This window comes from Catenulispora sp. GAS73 (assembly GCF_041262085.1).
Lineage (GTDB): Bacteria > Actinomycetota > Actinomycetes > Streptomycetales > Catenulisporaceae > Catenulispora.
In genome coordinates this window covers 321,714-339,935 of sequence record NZ_JBGCCM010000003.1, presented here as the reverse complement: position 1 = coordinate 339,935, position 18,222 = coordinate 321,714, and the positions used below count along the sequence as shown (strand labels likewise).

Genomic DNA, 18,222 nt, shown 5'->3' with positions numbered 1-18,222 from the left:
GGCCTGGCGGAGGCACGGTCAGCCCGAGCTCGCGCCGGAGTCCGGCGGCATTCCCCCGCTGCTGCTCCCGCTCGGCCCCGCTCCCGAACCGGACCCCGCCGGCGACGACGGTGACGACAGCGACGGCCCCGACAATCCTGATGATCCCGATGATCCCGGCGCCCCTGGTGACCTCGACGTCGGCACGCTGCTCGATCCGAGCCCACTGCCGGTGATCTGCGGCAGGTCAGGCGTGCTGGACGTGGACGGCGTCGGCGTCGGCGTCGTGGTGCTGGCCGGCGGTGCGACGGGGGTCGTATGGCCAGGTGCGGAAGCCGGTTGCGTGCTCAACACGAGCACGACGGTCGCGGCACCCACCGCTGCCACCGTGCCGATGGCCAGGGCCGACATCCGCAGCGGAAACCGCCGACCCGGCGACGACGGACGGATCGCGGCCACCCGGCGCGCCAGGTCCGCCGAAGGCTGGATGTCCTCGGCCCGGGCGGCGAAGTGGGACCGCAGCGCCTGTTCCCCGTATTCGCCGTGATCGGCCTGATCGACCTGATCGACCTGATCGCTCATCGTGGAACCTCACTTGTCGAGGTCAGTCGGCCGTGGAGCGCTTTGAGCCCCCGGGACGCGTGCGTCTTCACCGAGCCGGTCGAGATGCCGAGCGTGTCAGCGATCTCGCGCTCGTCCAGATCGCACCAGTAGCGCAGCACCAGGACCGCGCGCTGCCTCGCGGGCAGCGCGGCCAGGCCGGCGGCGAGGTCGCCGGACGGATCGGCGTCGCCGGAGCCGGGCCCGGACCCGAACCCGGACGCCGACCCCGACCCGGACCCGGACCCGGACCCTGACCCCGGCCCGCGCAGCGCGTCCCGGCCGGAGCCGAGCAAGTCCAGGTCGGTCGCGTCGCCGATCGGCGTATCCCGCCCGCGCTTGAGCTTCCGCGTCCGGTCGATCGCCAGGTTGACCAGCACTTTGCGGGAGTACGCCTCGGGATTGTCGCCGCCGACGCGCCGCCAGTGCCGCGCCGTGCGCTCCAGGGACACCTGGACCAGGTCCTCGGCGGTGTGCCGATCGCCGACCAGGAAGACCGCGGTGCGCAGCAGCCGGTGCATGATCCCGCGCGCGAAGAGCTCGAAGTCCGCCTCCGCCCGATCCCCCAACGCTGCGCTCCCGTCAGCCACGCCCACCCCGCGACGGCCTCGTGCGCTGCCGCGGGGAATGGACGGTACACCAGATGATCACCTCAGTGTGCCGCCGACGACACCGGCGCCGAGCCGGACGCGCGGGTGTCCACCGGGCCCGAAGGCGAGGAGGACCAGCCACCCGAGCCAGGCCCCGAAGAAACCGGACCGCTCGGTGACGAGACCGGCCCCGAGGACACCGGACCACCAGGCGACGACACCGACCCCGAAGCCGACGGCCCGCCCGACGCCGAAGACGTCCCCGACGACACCGGACCACCAGGCGACGAAATCGACCCGGAAGCCGACGGCGCACCCGACCCTGATGCCGAAGGCACCGGCGCACCCGATCCCGAAGACACCGGCCCACTCGGCACCACCGTACCCGCCGGCCCCGCACCCCCGCCGCCCGCCGAAGCCGCCTGCGAGACCCCGATCCCGATCCCGGTCACGGCGAGCACACCCAGCCCCACCCCGACACCGGTACTCCGCAGGTTCCGCTTCCGCGCGATCGCCATGTCACACCCTCTTCCCGGCGGGCCCGTCGCCCTGCCACGCCCTCCTCAACTCCACCGGCCCGGCGCGCGTTGACACGACTTCCGATTTTCTCGCCGCCGTCCCCACGCCCCGGCGCGCTATCGTGGACACCACAGAAACCTCCCGTCGATGGCCCCGGCGCGCCGCGAAGCGCCGCCACGGAAATGAAGTCCTCGATGATCCGCCCGACGATCTCGATCTCTCTCCCGGAGCCGCAGAAGCCCATCCGGTGACCGCGTCAGCCGTGCGGGTGAAGTCACCCCGCGATCTGCGCACCGAACGCCGCCACCGCGCCCACAGCTGCTGGGACCACCTCATCGCCGCACCCCTGTGGCCCCTGCACGGCGCCAACCTCGGCACCCTCCTGCGCACCTGCGACGCGGTCGGCGCCTGCCTGGCCGTCCCGAAGCTGCCCTGGGTCCCCGACGCCCTGGCCCGCGGCAACACCCTGCGCAAACCCGCCTGCGTGCACTGGACCGGCGACCAGCTCACCTGGCTGTCCCGCCAGCACGCCCGCAAGGACACGAACATCGTCGGCGCCGAACTGGCCGACGGAGCGGTCCGCCTCGCCGACCTCCCGGCCGCCCGCACCCGCACCGTCCTGGTCCTCGGCCACGAACGCGACGGCATCCCGCCGGAAGCCGTGGAACTCCTCGACCTCGCCGTCGAGATCCCCATGATCGGCACGGGCGCCAGCCTGAACGTGGCCGTGGCGGGATCGCTGGTGCTGTACCGACTGGCCGGGCTTTTATGACGGGGCGTGCCGCCCGTTGCGACCACCAGTGGGGTCCGGACCCGAAGGCCCGGACCCCACCATCTGGTCAAACGCTCACATCACTCGCGATCATGCATAGACACCGAACTCGTACAGCGAATAGCCGTACGTGGTTCCGCGCTGCGTCCCGTACATGCGTACATACCGGCCGGTCCCCGAGACGTCGAACGTCTGCACCCCGCCGGCACCGGTCGTGGTGCTGTAGACGGTGGTCCAGTTCGTGCCGTCGTTGGAGACCTGGATCTGGTACGCCTTGCCGTACGCGGACTCCCAGCCCAGCTGGATGTGCTTGATCGCAGTGCTCTGACCCAGGTCGACCTGGATCCACTGCGGATCGCTCCAGTCGCTGGCCCAGCGCGTCGACCAGTTGCCGTCGGTGACGTTCGACGGCACGTAGGTCTGCCCGTTGCCCGCGGCCTGGAAGGACGAGGCCGTGGTCGGCTTGCCCAGCGCCACGTTCGTCCCCGCGACCGGCGGCGCGACCACGCGGAACGACGCCGACTGGATGCCGACGCCGCCGTGCTGGTCGTAGACGTACACGTAGACCTTCCACACGCCGAGCGTCTGCGGCGCGGTGACGGTGAACGCTCCTGGGCCGGTCTGCGTGTAGCTGGACGGGGATTGCAGCGCGGTAGCGCTGTTGACGTACTTGCTGGACAACGCGACGTTGTAGCTCAGCGCGTCGCCGGTGTGGTTGTTCGCCGCGACGTTCACGGTGAACTGGCCGCCGGCCGGGACGCTCGCGGTGTTGCTGAGCGTCATCGACGTTATCTCCGGCGGGGTGTTGGTCTGCGCCTGGCCGGTGAAGGCCTGCTTGACCGCGTAGTACGACAGCCGCCGCCAGCCGCCGGTGAGCAGGTTGAACCAGACGCCGCCGAAGTCGTTCTCGACGCCGTAGTTGAACAGCGTCCCGCCGAAGGAGACGCCCGGGTGTCCGGCGATGCAGTTCCACGCGCTGGTGTAGCCGTCGCGCTGCTGCTGGTCGGTGGGCTCGGTCGGCACGCCGTTGGCGTCGTTCGGCACCTCCCACTCGCCGGCGTCGCCGGACTCGGTGACGATGTACGGCTTGGTGTACCCGCCGTTGGTCCAGTCCGTGTTCACGTTGCAGACCGAGCCGTAGGAGTTCACCGCGAGCAGGTCCAGGCTCGGCGTGTACTGCTTGTAGTACGGCCAGGCGCCGGTCCAGGCGTCGGTCGAGGTGACGGGGTGGTTCGGGTCGATGGCGTGGATCGCCTGGGTGATCTGCTCGACGTACTGCGCGTACGCGTCGCGTTCCTGCTCGACCGTGGCGCCGTTCGGGTAGGTGTAGTTCTGCGAGGTGAGGATGACCTCGTTGCCGACGTCCCACATCAGGGTCGCGGGATGGTTCTTGTACTGCGTGACGTACTGTTTGATGGTGTTCAGGGTGTTGGTCTTGTACGTCGTGTCGTTGACGTAGTCAGCTCCCTGATTCAGCCAGAAGCCGTTGACGACCTTGATCCCGCGTGCCGCCGCCGCGTCGAGCAGCGGTTGCGACGTCCCGTCGGTACCCCAGGTGCGGATGGTGTTGACGCCCATCGAGGCGGCGTCGTTGAGGTAGCCGTCGCCGGCCTGGTTGCCCGGGCCCCAGGTGACGCCCTTCACCTGGTACGGCGCCCCGTTGACGGTCAGCTGCCAGTTCCCCTGGCTGCCGGTGACCTTGACGACGTTCGAGCCGGTCGCGGGCGGCGGCGGCGTCAGCGGGGTCGGAGCCGGGCCGGTGGTGCTGTAGACGGAGATCGGTCCGACGCTCAGCGTGCCGCCGGAGGTGGTGGCCGCGGTCGGCGAGGTGCAGCCGCAGTCGGCGTTCGGCCAGGAGCCGCCGACCGCCAGGTCCAGGATCAGGAAGAAGCCGCGGTCCACGGCGTTCTGCCAGGTGGTCACGCCGACCTGGCTCTCGCTGACCGCCCAGGTCTGCACACCGTCCACCGAGAAGCGGATCTGCTCGTCGGACTGCGTGCGGTCGATGACCTCGGTGTACGTGTGGTACGCGCTCAGGCAGCCGGTGCAGGTTCGCAGACCACTGCCACGACCGCTGTACTCGTTGCAGGGACCGTTCGGCGCGACCCCGCAGTGCAGGCCGGACGAGGTGGTCGAGTGGCCGTCGACGTTCTCCATGATGTCGGTCTCGCCGATGGCCGGCCAGGTACCCGAGCCCGTGCGCGATCCGTTGCCCAGGGCCCAGAACGCGGGCCAGTAGCCGGCCGGGTTCGCCACGTTCGGCTGCTTGATGGTCGCGGTGACCTCCAGCTCTCCGCCGGCCGGTGCGGCGAAGTCAGAACGCTGCGTCTCGATGCGGCCGGAGGTCCAGTTCCCCGAGCCGTCTTCGAGGGCTGTGATGTTCAGGTGGCCGTTGCCGTCCACGGAAACGTTTGCGGTCGACGACGAGGCGGATTCGACCTCACCGGTACCCCAGTTCGCCGGGCCGCCCGGGGAGTTGTGGCCGGTGTCCTCGATCCAGTTGGCCGCCGAGGGTGCGGTTCCGGCCGTGCCGCCGAACGTGTCCTGCCACACCAGGTTCCAGTTCGGCGGAGGCGGAGTGCTGCCGCCGCCTCCATAGACGCTGAACTCCCACAGCGAGTAGCCGTAGCCGGTGTTGCGTGCGGTGCCGTACATGCGGATGTAGCGGCCACTGCCGGACACGTTCAGCGTTTCGGTGCCGCCGGGGCCGGTGGTGGTGGAGTAGATCGTGGTCCAGGTGGTGGCGTCGTTCGAGGTCTGGATCTGGTAGGCCTTGCCCGAGGCGGTCTCCCAGTTCAGGACGACCTCGCAGATGTTCTGCGTGCTGCCGAGGTCGACTTGGAGCCACTGCGGATCAGAGAACTGTGACGACCAGCGCGTCCCGGCGTTCCCGTCCACCGCGGCCGAGGCCGGGGTCCCGGCGCCCTCGATCGAGGAAGCGGTCGCGGTCTTGTTCAGAGCCAGGTTCGTACCGGTGTCGCAACTAGCCGCCCGGGCACGTACCGCCCCGAGTGACGGTACGGACAGAACAGCCAACATCAAAGCCAGGACCAGCAGCAATGCCGATGATCTTCGTGCGGGAATCATGACCCTCCTACGCGGGTGGCGGCGGTGGTTCGACCATGCGGGGAGGGCGCCCCTTCGGTCCTGAATCGTCAGCCCTTTGCTGAAGGGTGTCAAGAGGGGAACCGGTTCCGGAACTGGTTTCGGTAGCGGTTCCGAAACCAGTTCCGGAACCGCTTCTGTATTGACAGCAGGTAACGCGTGCGCCACTTTTAGGGCCGAGGGCGCTCTCTTCGGTCCAACAACCCCACGCCTTGGAGAGCACATGAGTAGTAGGTTGGCCCGGCCACGGGCCGCTTTGTTCGTCGTACTCACGCTGTTGTTGGCGGCTTTGTCCGTGCCGTCCTTCGGGGCGCGGTCGGCTTCGGCAGCGAGTTGCAACACCGGCACCAACCTGGCCTTGAACAAGCCGGCGAGCTCGTCGTCGATCGAGGGTGCCGGGACCCCGGCCTCGGCCGCGGTGGACGGGAACCTCGGCACGCGCTGGTCCTCGCAGTTCTCTGATCCGCAGTGGCTGCAGGTGGACCTGGGCAGCACGCAGAGCATCTGTGAAGTGGTTCTGAACTGGGAGACCGCCTCGGGCAAGGCCTACCAGATCCAGACCTCGAACGACGGATCCACGTGGACGAGCATCTATTCCACGACTTCGGGTCCCGGCGGTAACGAAACGCTCAACGTGTCCGGCTCCGGTCGTTACATCCGTATGTACGGCACCGCACGTAACACCGGCTACGGCTACTCCCTGTGGGAGTTCAGCGTCTACGGCGGCAGCGGTGGCGGCACTCCCCCGCCCCCGACCGGCGGCAGCCTGGGCTCGAACGTCATCGTGTTCTCCCCCTCGATGACGCAGTCCTCGATCCAGTCGACGCTGAACTCGATCTCGAACCAGCAGGTGCCCAGCGAGTTCGGGACCGGCCGGTACGAGCTGCTGTTCGAGCCCGGGACGTACGGCTCGGCGGCCAGCCCGCTGATCTTCACGGTCGGGTTCTACGAGGCCGTCGCAGGGCTCGGACGCAACCCCGGAGACGTGGTCATCAACGGCACCGTCGACTCCTACAACCAGTGCTCCGGCAGCACCTGCAACGCCACCACGAACTTCTGGCGCTCGCTGACCAACCTGACGGTCAACGTCATGGGCATGAGCGGCTGCCAGAACGGCGACGACTTCTGGGCCGTGTCGCAGGCCGCGCCGATGCGCCGCGTGCACATCAACGGCAACGTGAGCCTGATGGACTACTGCGTCGGCGGGCCCGGCTACGCCAGCGGCGGGTTCATCGCCGACTCGCAGTTCACCGGCGGCACCGTGACCAACGGCTCGCAGCAGCAGTACATCACCCGGAACTCGGCGCTGGACGGCTGGAGCAACGGGGTGTGGAACCAGGTGTTCTGCGGGGACCCCGGCGCGCCGGCGCAGAGCTTCGCGTCGAACTCCGGCCTGTCCGGCGGCCCGGCGCCGTACACGACGCTCGGGACCTGCCCGGTCACGCGCGAGGCGCCGTACCTGTACCAGGACTCCGGCGGCAACTACAACGTGTTCGTGCCCTCGCTGGCCACCAACTCCAACGGGCCGAGCTGGACCGGCGGCCAGACGCCGGGGACCTCGCTGTCGCTGAACACGTTCTTCGTGGTGCAGCCCTCGGCGACGGTGGCTCAGATCAACGCGGCGCTGAACGCCGGTGACAACCTGCTGTTCACGCCGGGTGTCTACAACATCCCCTCGACCATCACGGTGACCCATCCCGACACGCAGATCGTCGGCCTGGGCTTCGCCACGCTGGTTCCGAGCAGCGGCAACACCGCGCTGAGCGTCGCGGACGTGAGCGGCGTGCAGGTCAGCGGCCTGATCTTCGACGCGGGCGGGACCACCTCGCCCTCGCTGCTCCAGGTCGGCACCGCGGGCTCCGCGACCCGGCACAACTCCGACCCGGTGGCGCTGGACGACGTGTTCTTCCGCGTCGGCGGCGCGACCGCGGGCTCGGTGACCACGCCGCTGGTGGACAACAGCAACGACTCGCTGCTGGATGACGTCTGGATCTGGCGCGCGGACCACGGCGCGGGCGCCGGGACGTGGAGCGGCGACCAGAGCCCGACCGGGTTGGTGGTCAACGGGAACAATGTGACCGCGTACGGCCTGGCGGTGGAGCACTTCCAGCAGAACGAGGTCGACTGGAACGGGCAGAGTGGGAAGGTCATCTTCTTCCAGAACGAGAACCCGTACGAGGTGCCCAGCCAGGCGGCGTGGATGTCTTCGGCGTCGCAGAAGGGGTATCCGGCGCTGTACATCCCGAACTCGGTGAGCTCCTTCCAGGGTTATGGGCTCGGCAGCTACAGCTACTTCAACCAGGGCGTGGACATCCACAACGCGATGGCGTTCCAGGTGCCGCAGACGTCCGGGGTGCAGCTGCACGACCTGCTGACGGTGTTCCTGAACGGGTCCGGTGGGATCGACTCGGTGGTGAATGGGACCGGGAAGGCGGTGAGCTCGGCGTTCGGGGGACCGTCGGACGTTGTGACGTATCCGTGAGTTGCCGACGCGCCTCACAGTAGTCAGCGCTACCGGGGCCGGCTTCCGAGATCTGATCGTCTCGGAGGCCGGCTCCCGGCGCGCGGTTATGCTGGCGCGGTGACGCAGAACAAGATCCGCTGGGGCATCCTCGCGACCGGCGGTATCGCCGCGACCTTCACCGCCGACCTGCAGACGCTCGACGACGCCGAGGTCGTGGCGGTCGGCTCCCGCACTCTCGGCGCGGCGCAGGCTTTCGCCGACCGGCACGGGATCCCCCGGGCCCACGGCTCCTGGGCCGAGTTGGCCGCGGACCCCGAGGTCGACATCGTCTACGTCGCGACCCCGCACTCGGCGCACCACGCGGCGGCCGCGCTGTGTTTGGACGCCGGCAAGGCAGTGCTCTGCGAGAAGCCGCTGACCCTGGACGCCGCGCAGGCCGAGGACCTGTGCCGCCGTGCTGAGGCCGCGGGCGTCTTCTTCATGGAGGCGATGTGGACGCGCACGGTCCCGGCCGTGCTGCGCATGGTGGAGATGGTGCGGGCTGGCGCGATCGGCGAGCCGCGATTGGTCACGGCCGACTTCTCGGTCAGCTTCACCGGCGGCCCCGAGCACCGCATGCGCAACCCGGAGCTCGGCGGCGGGGCGCTGCTGGACCTCGGCGTGTACCCGCTGGCGATCTCGCAGCTGGTGTTCGGGACGCCGAGCGCGGTGCGGGCGGTGGCAACGCTGACGCCGGAGGGCGTGGACGACACCACGGCCGTCACGCTGGTGCACCCCGGCGGCGGGGTGTCGGCGCTGACGTGCTCGATCTCGGCGGACGGGACGTGGAGCGCGACCGTCGCCGGGGGCGAGGGACGGATCGAGTTCGGGCGCGGGTTCACTTCGCCGAGCGGGTTCTCGGTGTATAGGGGGGACGCGTTGGTGGAGCGCGTCGAGGCGCCGTTCCTGGCTGGGGGTATGGTGCACGAGGCGATCGAGGCGCAGCGCTGTTTGCGCGCGGGGCTGGGGCAGAGTCCGCTGGCGCCGTGGTCGGAGACGCTTGCGGTGATGCGGACTATGGATGCGGTGCGGGAGCAGGTCGGGGTTCGGTACGCGGGGTGAGTGGTGTGGGGTTGGGTGGTGTGGGGTTGGGTGGTGTGGGGTTGGGTGGTGCGGGGTTGGGTGGTGCGGGGTTGGGTGGTGCGGGGTTGGGTGGTGCGGGTTGGGTGGTGCGGGGTTGGGTGGTGCGGGCTCGGTCGGTGCGAGCTTGGGTGGTGCGGGCTTGGGTGGTGCGGGCTTGGGTGGTGCGGGCTTGGGTGGTGCGGGCTTGGGTGGTGCGGGCTTGGTCGGTGCGGGCTCGGTCGGCGCGGGCTCGGTCGGCGCGGGCTCGGTCGGCGCGGGCTCGGTCGGCGCGGGCTCGGTGTGAGAACCGCCAGGTCAGGTGCCACTGCGGGTTTGTCGGCGGGCGGCGGTAGGTTCTTTGGTTTTAGAGGCTTTTTACGGCTTCGCGCATGGTTTGATGACCTCGCAGGGGGACGCAGTTCGGTTGAGCGAGGTAAGTTGCGCTGGCGGCCGTCTGTTTTCGTGTCCACGACCGCGCGCCGGTTCAGGTCTCTGCGGCGGTGGCTCGCGGCTGGCGGTGTTCGTGGACACGACCGCGCGGTGGTTCAGGTATCTGTGGCGGTGCGTTGGCGGGTCGCGGTTGTGTGGGTGCAAGACCGCGCGTGGGTCCGAGTCACTGCGCATGTCGTAGGCGGCAATCGTCGTGCGTGGTGGGCACCTTGAGGCCTCCGGCGGGCGCTCTACAGCGAGGGGGCGACCCGCGCGTCCGGCGCTTCGGCGGCGGCCCGCGACTGGTCGGCTTCCTATCCGCTGTTGCCTGCGTCGCGTTGTTCGGTGGCGGTGTTGCTTGTGGTCACCAGGGTTCTGGGTCCCTCGCCGCGTCGTCGCCGTAACGGAACCAGCCCGGTCCGGTGGTGTCCAGCCGCATCGCTGCTGCTGTGGTGCTGCTTCGTCCGGCTGGACACCACCGGCCCGGCCAGGTTGGCAGAGCCCGCCGACGCGGCGAGGGACCCAGAACCAACACCCCGCATGGTCCTTCGGACCCCCTCACCACGTCGCGAGTCGCGCTGGCCCGTCGCCACCCGCGGCGGCCAGGCGCCAGTCCTCATCAGAACCGACAGCCTGGCCGCCTCGGCCTACGTGCTCCCGTCGTCGGCTATCGCGTCAGCCTCAGCTCACGGTCGCGTGCGTCAGCGCGCACGCGTTCGTGTCGTTCGACCAGCTTCCCTGCTCGGTGTAGGTTCCGTTGCCCATCGGGACGTTGCCGGCGCCGCCGGTTACGCCCTTGAGCCAGGCGCATTCGTCGGCGTTCTCCTGGCCGGTGGTGGTGTTGGTCCAGCCGCCGGGTGGGTTTTGGTCGGTGATGGTTTCGCTGTACTCGTGGCCCAGGGTCATCGTCCAGCCGTCGAGGGTGCCGGTGGGGCCGGAGTTCAGGAAGTTCACGCCGCAGCCGGCGCCGGAGTCCATGTTGTAGGGCTGGTTGGAGAAGGCGAAGTCGCCGACGTCGGAGGTGACCGCGCCGCCGGTCAGGGTGGTGTCGCCGTTGTAGTCGTGCCAGGCGCAGTAGGCGCCCTGGTAGTTGTCGGGGTTGGTGCCGTGGGGGGACAGGATCACGTAGTACGAGTGGCGGTTCGAGGCTGCGGTCGTGTTGCCGAAGTGGTGTGCGGCGGCCAGGGCCTCGGTGCCGAGCTGGTGGCCGGAGGCGGCCTGGGGGGAGGCCGCTGAGTTGTCGTACCAGACGCCGGCCAGGACGCCGCCGGTCGGGTAGGGCACGTGCGCGGCGCCGGCCGGGCAGGTGGTGGCGCCCTTGGCGACGAGTGGGCCGTCGCAGTACTGGGTCATCGTGCCGGACCACTGCTCGCCGCCGGTGCCTATGCCCTTGAACATCATCTGGGCGGTCGGCGCGCCGTTGTCGGCGTCGTTGGTGAACGTCAGGTTGCCCTTGGCGTCAGTGCTCTGCGTTCCCCACTGGCTGCCGTAGAACACGAGGTAGACCTGGGGCTGCCCGTCCATCACGCCGATGCCGTCGATGCCGCCGCCGTAGGTCAGCGTCTTGGAGCCGTGCCGGGTGGCCGTGCGGGCCGCCTGCGCGTCGGCGACGTCCGGCATGTAGCCGTGGCCGCGGTTGACGTGCGCGGTGCCCGAGGCCGAAGCGCTCGGGGAGGCCGAAGCGGAGGCGGTGGCTGTGGACACCGCGGAGCCGATGGCCAGCACCGCGGTGCCGACGACCGCTGCGGCGACCCGGCGCCGCTGAGACGAACCGTGGGACATGTGCTTCCTTCCGATGTGGGGTATCGGCGCACGCGGGATCGCCGCGGCGCGCCGATGGGGCGTCCGTCGTGCAGGAAGTGGTGGCATCGGTTCGGTGAACCGTGATGCGGGAAACTAGCAACAGTTGACCTTGACGTCAACGGACGAAGATGAGGGGGTTTACGCATAGATGGCCGACGAGACCCACTTCGTGACCGACCTCTACCAGGGAACCGCCGGCTACTACGAACGCTACCGGCTGCCCTATCCGGCGCCTCTGCTCAGCCGGCTGGTCGCCGACAGCCGTGTCTCCGGCGGCGGACGCCTGCTGGATCTGGCCTGCGGGACCGGCCAGCTCGCCTTCCCGCTGAGTCCGCACTTCGCCGAGGTGTGGGCCGTGGACCAGGAACCGGACATGATCGAGACGGTGCGCGCCAAGGCGAACGCCGCGGGTATGAAAGCGCTGCGGCCCGTGGTTTCCAGCGCTGAGACGCTCGACGCGCAGCCGGGCTCCTTCGAGCTGGCCGTCATCGGCAACGCTTTTCACCGGCTGGATCGCGAGCTGGTCGCGCGGCGGATGCTCGGCTGGCTCGGTCCTGGCGGGCACCTCGCGCTGTGCTGGTCCTCTTCGCCCTGGACGGGAACCGAGGACTGGCAGCGCTCGCTCGCGGACGTCCTGAACCGCTGGCAGCGGCAGCTGAATGATGAAGAGCGGATTCCAGCGGGCCTGGATCAGGCGCGCCGTCACCTCCCCGACCCCGACGTGCTCGCCGAGGCCGGGTTCGAGGTCGTCGGCCGCTCCGCGTTCACGGCCGAGCACTCTTGGACGCTGGAAGAGCTCGCCGGCCACATCCGCTCGACCTCGTTCCTCCCGCCCGCGGTCCTCGGCGACCAGGCCGCAGCGTTTGACGCCGACCTCGCGGCGACGCTCCATCCCCTCAGCGCGGACGGACTCTTCACCGAAACCGTGAGCTCTGCCTACGATCTCGCCCGCAAGCCAGACTGAGGCGAGTTGACCTGAGCCCGACTCAACCGCAAGCAGCCGGCCGACGCCCTCCCAAACGTCGGCCGGCCACACTCAGGACCGGCGAAGAACGGCTCAGGAAGCAGCCGCCGGGGTGTAGTGAGCAGCCTCGTCGCCTTCGAGGATCCGGCTGGCCGCACCGTCGATCCCGATCGGCACGTCACCCGCCACGGTGACCCGGTTCAGCCGACGCGGCAGCGTGTCGTAGTCGTCCGGCGCGTAGTGCTGCGTGATGCGGTTGTCGAACACGACCACGTCGCCCGGGTTCCACTGCACCCGCAGCACGTTCTCCGGCCGCGTGACGTACGCCTGAAGCAGCCGCAGCACGTCCTTCGACTCGGTGGTGCTCAGCCCTTCGATGGTCTGCGCGAACGCCCCGATGAACAGCCCGCGCTCACCGGTCTCCGGGTGCACGCGCACCACCGGATGCGCCGTCCGGTACTTCGTGGAAACGAACACCTCCCGGTACTGCTGACGCTTCTCGTCGTCCGCCTTCGGACTCGGGCCCGCGTAGTCGTAGTCGTTGGTGTGTACGGCCCACAGCGTGTCGGCCAGATCGCGCAGCGGCTTGGGCAGATCGCGGTACGCCGCCCCGGTGTTCGCTATCAGGGTGTTGCCACCGTACGGCGGGATGACGATCCCCCGCAGCGTCGAGACCTTCGGCGGCGACTGCACGAACGTGACGTCGGTGTGCCACACGTTCGCCGCCCCGCGCTCGCTGTCCACGGGCAGGATCTGCGGCTGCTCGGCGATGCCGGGCACGGTCGGGTGCGCGCTGGTCAGCGGCCCGAACAACGAGGCGAATCGCAGCTGCCCCTCGTCGTCCAGGTCCTGGTTGCGGAACACCAGAGCCTTGTGCTCCAGCAGCGCGGCCTTGATCTCCTTCAGGATCCCCTCGGGGAGCTCGGCGGACAGGTCGACGCCGGTGATCTCGGCGCCGATCCGGCCGCCGATGCGCCGGATGTCGAAGTCGGTCGGGGTGGGGGTGGATGTCATTCCAGGTCGTCCTTTCAAGAAAGCGAATCAGTACTGCGACGCGGAAGCGAGCAGCGGCTGGGAGAAACGATCGGCCGGACGCGACAACCCGTAGTGGTCGCGCAAGGTGGTGCCGGTGTACTCGGTGCGGAACAGCCCCCGGCGCTGGAGCACGGGCACGACGTGGTCGACGAAGTCCTCCAGGCCGGTCGGCAGGATCGGCGGCATGATGTTGAAGCCGTCGGCGGCCCCGGCGCGGAACCACGACTCCAGCGCGTCGGCGATCTGTTCCGGTGCGCCGGCCACGACCCGGTGCCCGCGTCCGCCGCCGAGCCGGGCGATGATCTGCCGGATCGTCAGCCGCTCGGCCCGCACCAACTCGGCGACCAACGTGAAGCGGCTCTTGTTGCCGTTGACCTGGTCCTCGGTCGGCAGGACCTCCTCCGGCAGCGGCTCGTCCAGGCGGTAGCCGGCCAGGTCGACGTTCAGCATGGTCGAGAGCTGGCCCAGCCCGTAGTCGATGACCTGGAGCTCGGTGAGCTCGTCCTCCAACGCCAGCGCCTCGGCCTCGGTGGCGCCGATGATCGGGCAGATCCCCGGCAGGATCACCGGCAGCTCGTCCCGGCCGTGGGCGGCGGCGCGGGCCTTCACGTCCGCCGCGAACCGCCGTGCCTCGGCCAGGGTCTGCTGCGCGGTGAACACCGCCTCGGCGTACCGGGCGGCGAAGTCCTTGCCGTCCTCGGAGGACCCGGCCTGCACCAGCAGCGGCCAGCCCTGGGGCGAGCGCTGGACGTTGAGCGGCCCGCGCACCTTGAAGAACTCACCGGCGTGCTCGATCTCGCGCAGCCGATCAGGGTCCGCATACACCCCGGACGCCTTGTCCAGCACCACCGCGTCGTCGGCCCAGCTGTCCCACAGCCGGGTGGCGACGTCCAGGAACTCCGCCGCGCGCTCGTAGCGCACCGCGTGGTCGAGGTGCTCGTCCAGGTTGAAGTTGTTGGCCTCGTTCACCGTCCCGGACGTCACGATGTTCCAGCCGGCCCGGCCGCCCGAGACGTGGTCCAGCGAGGCGAACCGGCGGGCCAGGTGGAACGGTTCGTTGAAGGTGGTCGAGGCGGTGGCGATCAGTCCGATGTGCCGCGTGGCCACGGCGATCGCCGGCAGCACGGTCAGCGGCTCCAGGCCGCCGGACACGTTGGCGCCGGCCCGGCCGCCCCACAGCGCCAGCCCGTCGGCGAAGAAGATCGAGTCGAACTTGCCGCGCTCGGCGGTCTGCGCGAGCTGCTGGAAATAGGTGATGTCGTTGACCCGGTGCGGCTGGCTGGCCGGGTGCCGCCAGGCGGCGTCGTGGTGCCCGGGCGCCATGAGGAAGGCGTTCAGGTGGAGTTGTCGTCGGTCAGTGCTCATGTCGGATGGCCCCTCGCGGTGTGGAATCAGGCCCCTGCCACCGGACGCCAGCGGGTCAGCCGCCGCTCCAGCAGCACGAGCAGGTGGTTGAAGACCAGCCCGATCACCGAGATCGCGATGATCGCGGCGTACATGTCGGGGATGGCGAAGTTCTGCTGGGAGGCGTTGACCAGGTAGCCCAGGCCCGCCTTGGCGCCCACCATCTCGGCGGCGACCAGCACCAGGATCGAGGAGGCGCCGGCCAGCCGGATGCCGGTGAACACGGTCGGCAGCGAGGCCGGCAGGATCACCTTGGCGAACAGCCGGTGCGCCGGCAGGCTCATCGACCGCGCCGACTTGATCAGGACCGGGTCGACCGTCCGGACGCCGCTGATCGTGTTCAGCAGGATCGGCCAGGTGCAGGCGTAGACGACGATGGCGATCTTCGAGGTCTCGCCGATGCCCAGCAGCAGGATGAACACCGGCAACAGCGCCAGCGCGGCGGTGTTGCGGAACAGCTCCAGCAGCGGTCCGAGGATCTCCGCGACCGGCTTGTACCAGCCGATCAGAAGGCCCAGCGGCACGCCGACGCCGATCGCGATCAGGAAGCCGGACAACGAGCGCACCAGGCTGGCCCGGGTGTTGTCCCACAGCTGGCCGTCCTTCGCCAGCTCTATCAGAGCTTTGACGGCCTCGGAGAACGGCACCAGGAACGTGCGGTCGACTAGGCCGACGCGCGGCGCGACCTCCCACAGCACGAGGAACGCGGCGATCGCGATCGTGCGTTTGCCGACCACCGCCAGGGCCCCGGCCACGCGTGCGATCGGCGTCGGAACGGTCCGCAACAGCTGCTGGACGGTCGGCGCGAACGGGATCTCAGCCAACGGAAACAACCTCCCTCACCGCGGTGACCTCCTCGCGCAGCAGGCTCCACACCCGGTGCCGGTAGGCGGCGAACTCCGGGCTGGAGCGCACGTCGTCCTCGGCCTGCCGGTCGCCGAGCCGCACGTCCACGACCTGCTTGATGCGCCCCGGCCGCGAGGTCATGACCGCGACTCGCTGCCCTAGATAGACCGCCTCGTCGATGCCGTGCGTGATGAACACGATCGTGGTGCCGGTCTTGTGCCAGATGCGCAGCAGTTCCTCCTGGAGCCCGTCGCGCGTCTGGGCGTCCAGGGCCGCGAAGGGCTCGTCCATCAGCAGCACGGCCGGATCGGCGACCAGTGCCCGGGCGATGGCCACGCGCTGCCGCATCCCGCCGGACAGCTCGTGCGGATAGCGGTCTTCGAACCCTGACAGACCGACCAGGTCGAGGTATTCGCGGGCCCGCTCGGCGCGGCCCTTGCGGTTCAGCCGGTCCAGGCGCGGCTGGGCCTCCAGGGCGAACTCGACGTTGCGCTGCGCGGTGCGCCACGGCAGCAGCGCGTATTGCTGGAAGACGATGCCCCGGTCCAGCGCGGGGCCGGTCACGGCCTTGCCGTCCAACAGGATCCGGCCGCTGCTGGGCTTCGTCAGGCCACTGATGAGGTCCAGCAGCGTCGACTTCCCGCAGCCGCTGGGGCCGACCACGACCAGGAACTCCCCCGGCGCGACGGTCAGCGTGACGTCGTCCAGCGCGGTGAAGGTGGCGCCGTCGCGGACGGCGAAGGTCTTGCTGACGCCGTCGATGCGGATCTTCTCCGCGGCGTTGATCACGGTGAGCGCGGTCGCGGCCATCTCAGCTGCCCCCGTTCGCGAAGGAGTTGTACTTGTTGGTGTAGACGTCGGCCGCCTTGACCTTGCCCTTGGGGATCTGGCCCTGCCCTTCGAGCCAGCTGATCCAGGTGGTGAACTCCTTCTCGGCGATGACGCCGCCGGTCCCGGCGATGCCGAAGGATTTGAAGTACTTCAGCGCCGAGGCGTCCTCGTTCCGGCCGCGAGCCTTGATGATCTTCGTGAAGCGGTCGACGACCTCCGGGAGCGGCGTGGTGCGGGCCCACTCGATCGCCTTGCCGACGCCGGAGGTGAAGGCGCGCACGGTGTCAGGGTTCTTCGCCAGGAAGTCATTGCGGAACACGTAGGTCCCGGCACTGAACGAGCCGAGGAGGTCGAAGTCGGTGAACAGCGGTTTCACACCGCCGTCGGCCAGCGCCTTGTCGCGCAGGATGCCGCCGAGCACGGCGACGTCGATCTGGTGCGCCCGCAGCGACTGCTCGGTGTTCACCGGCGGCACCACCAGCGGCTCGACCTTCTTCAGGTCGGCTCCGGTGATCCCGTTGCGGCCCAGGTAGATGTCCAGGATCGCCTCGTCGTGGGCGCCGAGGGTGTTCATGCCGATCTTCTTGCCGAACAGGTCGGGCGCGCCGGCGATCGGGCTGCCGGCCAGGGTGTAGAAGCCGTTGTACGAGTACTGATCCACGCCGTAGTAGCTGATGACGGCGGTGATCGGCGCGCCTGCCGCGTGGAGCTTGGCGACCGCGCCGTTGAAGGCGCCGCCGAAGTCGGTCTGGCCGGTGGCCGCCGACTGGATGTCCTGCGGCCCGCTGATCGTGTTGCCGACCCAGTCGAGCGTGACAGGGCCCAGATATCCGAGGTCCGCCGCCAGCTCGGGCGGGGTGACGGAACCCGCCGAGCCCTGGTAGCGCAGCTTGGTGGTCTTCTTGGCCGAGCCGCCCGACGCCGAACCGCAGCCGGCGGCCAGGGCTGCGGTCCCGACCAGGCCGAGGAAGCCGCGTCTGGTGTGCGGGGCCGCCGTCAGGGCGCTCATCGTCCGACCGCCGCGGACGCACCGTTGGCCAGGGCCAGATCGCCGGTCCCAGCGCCGGGACCGGCGCTGGGACCGGCATCGGTCCGCACCGGCGCGGCCGAGAAGCCGATCCCGCGCAGGTCCAGCGCCCCGGAGAACCGCTCCAGCGTCTCGACCAGCCGCTTCTCGGTCTGCGGGGCGAGGTACACGCCCTGTTCCTCACTCCGGGCGATGTCGATGTCGAGCAGGAACCTGCCCGGCAGCACGTGGTCGGCACCGAGCGCGGTGAGCACGGGACGCAGCGCGTAGTCGATCGCCAGGAGGTGTCCGACGGTACCGCCGGTGGCCAGCGGCAGGACCACCTTGCCGGCCAGCGCGTTCTCCGGCAGCAGGTCGAGGAACGCCTTGAGCAGGCCGGTGTAGGCGGCTTTGTAGACCGGCGTGGCCACGATGACGCCATCGGCGTTGGCGACGGCCTCGAACGCCTCCTGCACAGCCACGGTGTCACGCGCGCCAGCCAGCAAATCGGCCGCCGGCAGGTCGCGGACCGCCAGATGAGCGGTCCGATGGCCGCGGGTCCCCAGCCAACCGAGCGCGTGGTCGACGGCCGACACGGTGCGCGAGGCCGGTGAGGGGCTGCCGGAGACAGCCAGGATCGAGGGCATGGTGAAACTCCTTGGAAAAGGGCGAGAAAAAGCGGTGCGCTAAAGCAGTTCAGCAGAACACACACACAAGCGAAGGGGGCGCCGGAGCGGCGGCGCGAACCGAAAAGAAAGACCCGAGGAAGCGAAG

General features: G+C 69.6%; 15 protein-coding genes. 5 read left to right on the top strand and 10 right to left on the bottom strand.

Translation table 11 applies throughout. The features are described 5' to 3' along the window. Window positions 1-18: 18 nt before the first annotated feature. Both ABH935_RS06505 and ABH935_RS06500 read right to left on the bottom strand, forming a co-directional pair. Window positions 19-561, bottom strand: a complete 543-nt coding sequence (locus tag ABH935_RS06505) for a hypothetical protein (RefSeq protein ID WP_370376840.1) — start codon at window positions 559-561, stop codon at window positions 19-21. Continuing rightward, entirely contained in the window at window positions 558-1,169 is a 612-nt protein-coding gene (locus ABH935_RS06500; RefSeq protein WP_370376839.1) for a sigma factor-like helix-turn-helix DNA-binding protein, read from the bottom strand. Before ABH935_RS06500 ends, ABH935_RS06505 begins: the two co-directional genes overlap by 4 nt. Before the next feature lie 105 nt (window positions 1,170-1,274). Between ABH935_RS06500 and ABH935_RS06495 the strand changes: the two genes are divergently transcribed. Beyond that, window positions 1,275-1,760 carry a hypothetical protein gene (locus tag ABH935_RS06495; protein ID WP_370376838.1) on the top strand — a complete coding sequence of 162 codons (486 nt, stop codon included), beginning with the start codon at window positions 1,275-1,277 and terminating at the stop codon, window positions 1,758-1,760. Window positions 1,761-1,935: 175 nt separating this feature from the next. After that, window positions 1,936-2,460 (top strand): TrmH family RNA methyltransferase, encoded by a 525-nt coding sequence (locus ABH935_RS06490; protein ID WP_370376837.1) that lies wholly within the window; start codon window positions 1,936-1,938, stop codon window positions 2,458-2,460. 90 nt (window positions 2,461-2,550) lie between these two features. On the opposite strand, the gene ABH935_RS06485 is transcribed toward ABH935_RS06490, so the two are convergent. Continuing rightward, window positions 2,551-5,547, bottom strand: a complete 2,997-nt coding sequence (locus ABH935_RS06485; protein WP_370376836.1) for a discoidin domain-containing protein — start codon at window positions 5,545-5,547, stop codon at window positions 2,551-2,553. A 241-nt stretch (window positions 5,548-5,788) separates the two neighbouring features. On the opposite strand from ABH935_RS06485, the gene ABH935_RS06480 reads away from it, so the two are divergent. Both ABH935_RS06480 and ABH935_RS06475 read left to right on the top strand, forming a co-directional pair. After that, the gene (locus tag ABH935_RS06480) at window positions 5,789-8,047 is read left to right on the top strand and encodes a discoidin domain-containing protein (protein ID WP_370376835.1); all 2,259 of its coding nucleotides are present in this window, start codon (window positions 5,789-5,791) and stop codon (window positions 8,045-8,047) included. Window positions 8,048-8,146: 99 nt separating this feature from the next. After that, a complete protein-coding gene (locus ABH935_RS06475) occupies window positions 8,147-9,130 on the top strand; it encodes a Gfo/Idh/MocA family protein (RefSeq protein ID WP_370376834.1) in 984 nt (327 codons plus the stop codon). Window positions 9,131-10,240: 1,110 nt separating this feature from the next. On the opposite strand, the gene ABH935_RS06470 is transcribed toward ABH935_RS06475, so the two are convergent. Next, entirely contained in the window at window positions 10,241-11,341 is a 1,101-nt protein-coding gene (locus tag ABH935_RS06470) for a hypothetical protein (RefSeq protein WP_370376833.1), read from the bottom strand. Between the two features lie 169 nt (window positions 11,342-11,510). Between ABH935_RS06470 and ABH935_RS06465 the strand changes: the two genes are divergently transcribed. Further along, complete coding sequence (locus ABH935_RS06465) at window positions 11,511-12,326, top strand: class I SAM-dependent methyltransferase (protein ID WP_370376832.1); 816 nt, start codon at window positions 11,511-11,513, stop codon at window positions 12,324-12,326. A 93-nt stretch (window positions 12,327-12,419) separates the two neighbouring features. On the opposite strand, the gene ABH935_RS06460 is transcribed toward ABH935_RS06465, so the two are convergent. From ABH935_RS06460 to ssuE, 6 genes are read right to left on the bottom strand one after another with little or no spacing between them, the layout of a single operon-like run. Beyond that, window positions 12,420-13,340 (bottom strand): TauD/TfdA dioxygenase family protein, encoded by a 921-nt coding sequence (locus ABH935_RS06460; protein ID WP_370376831.1) that lies wholly within the window; start codon window positions 13,338-13,340, stop codon window positions 12,420-12,422. Between the two features lie 27 nt (window positions 13,341-13,367). Then, a complete protein-coding gene (locus ABH935_RS06455) occupies window positions 13,368-14,726 on the bottom strand; it encodes an LLM class flavin-dependent oxidoreductase (RefSeq protein WP_370376830.1) in 1,359 nt (452 codons plus the stop codon). A 26-nt stretch (window positions 14,727-14,752) separates the two neighbouring features. Continuing rightward, window positions 14,753-15,589 carry an ABC transporter permease gene (locus tag ABH935_RS06450; protein WP_370376829.1) on the bottom strand — a complete coding sequence of 279 codons (837 nt, stop codon included), beginning with the start codon at window positions 15,587-15,589 and terminating at the stop codon, window positions 14,753-14,755. After that, window positions 15,582-16,421: an ABC transporter ATP-binding protein gene (locus tag ABH935_RS06445; RefSeq protein ID WP_370376828.1), complete on the bottom strand. Its 840-nt coding sequence runs from the start codon at window positions 16,419-16,421 to the stop codon at window positions 15,582-15,584. Before ABH935_RS06445 ends, ABH935_RS06450 begins: the two co-directional genes overlap by 8 nt. 1 nt (window position 16,422) lies before the next feature. Continuing rightward, on the bottom strand, window positions 16,423-17,451 hold the full coding sequence (locus ABH935_RS06440) for an ABC transporter substrate-binding protein (RefSeq protein WP_370376827.1): 1,029 nt from the start codon (window positions 17,449-17,451) through the stop codon (window positions 16,423-16,425). Beyond that, window positions 17,448-18,095, bottom strand: coding sequence for an NADPH-dependent FMN reductase (gene ssuE, locus ABH935_RS06435; RefSeq protein ID WP_370376826.1), 648 nt, complete (start codon window positions 18,093-18,095; stop codon window positions 17,448-17,450). Before ssuE ends, ABH935_RS06440 begins: the two co-directional genes overlap by 4 nt. Between the last annotated feature and the right edge of the window lie 127 nt (window positions 18,096-18,222).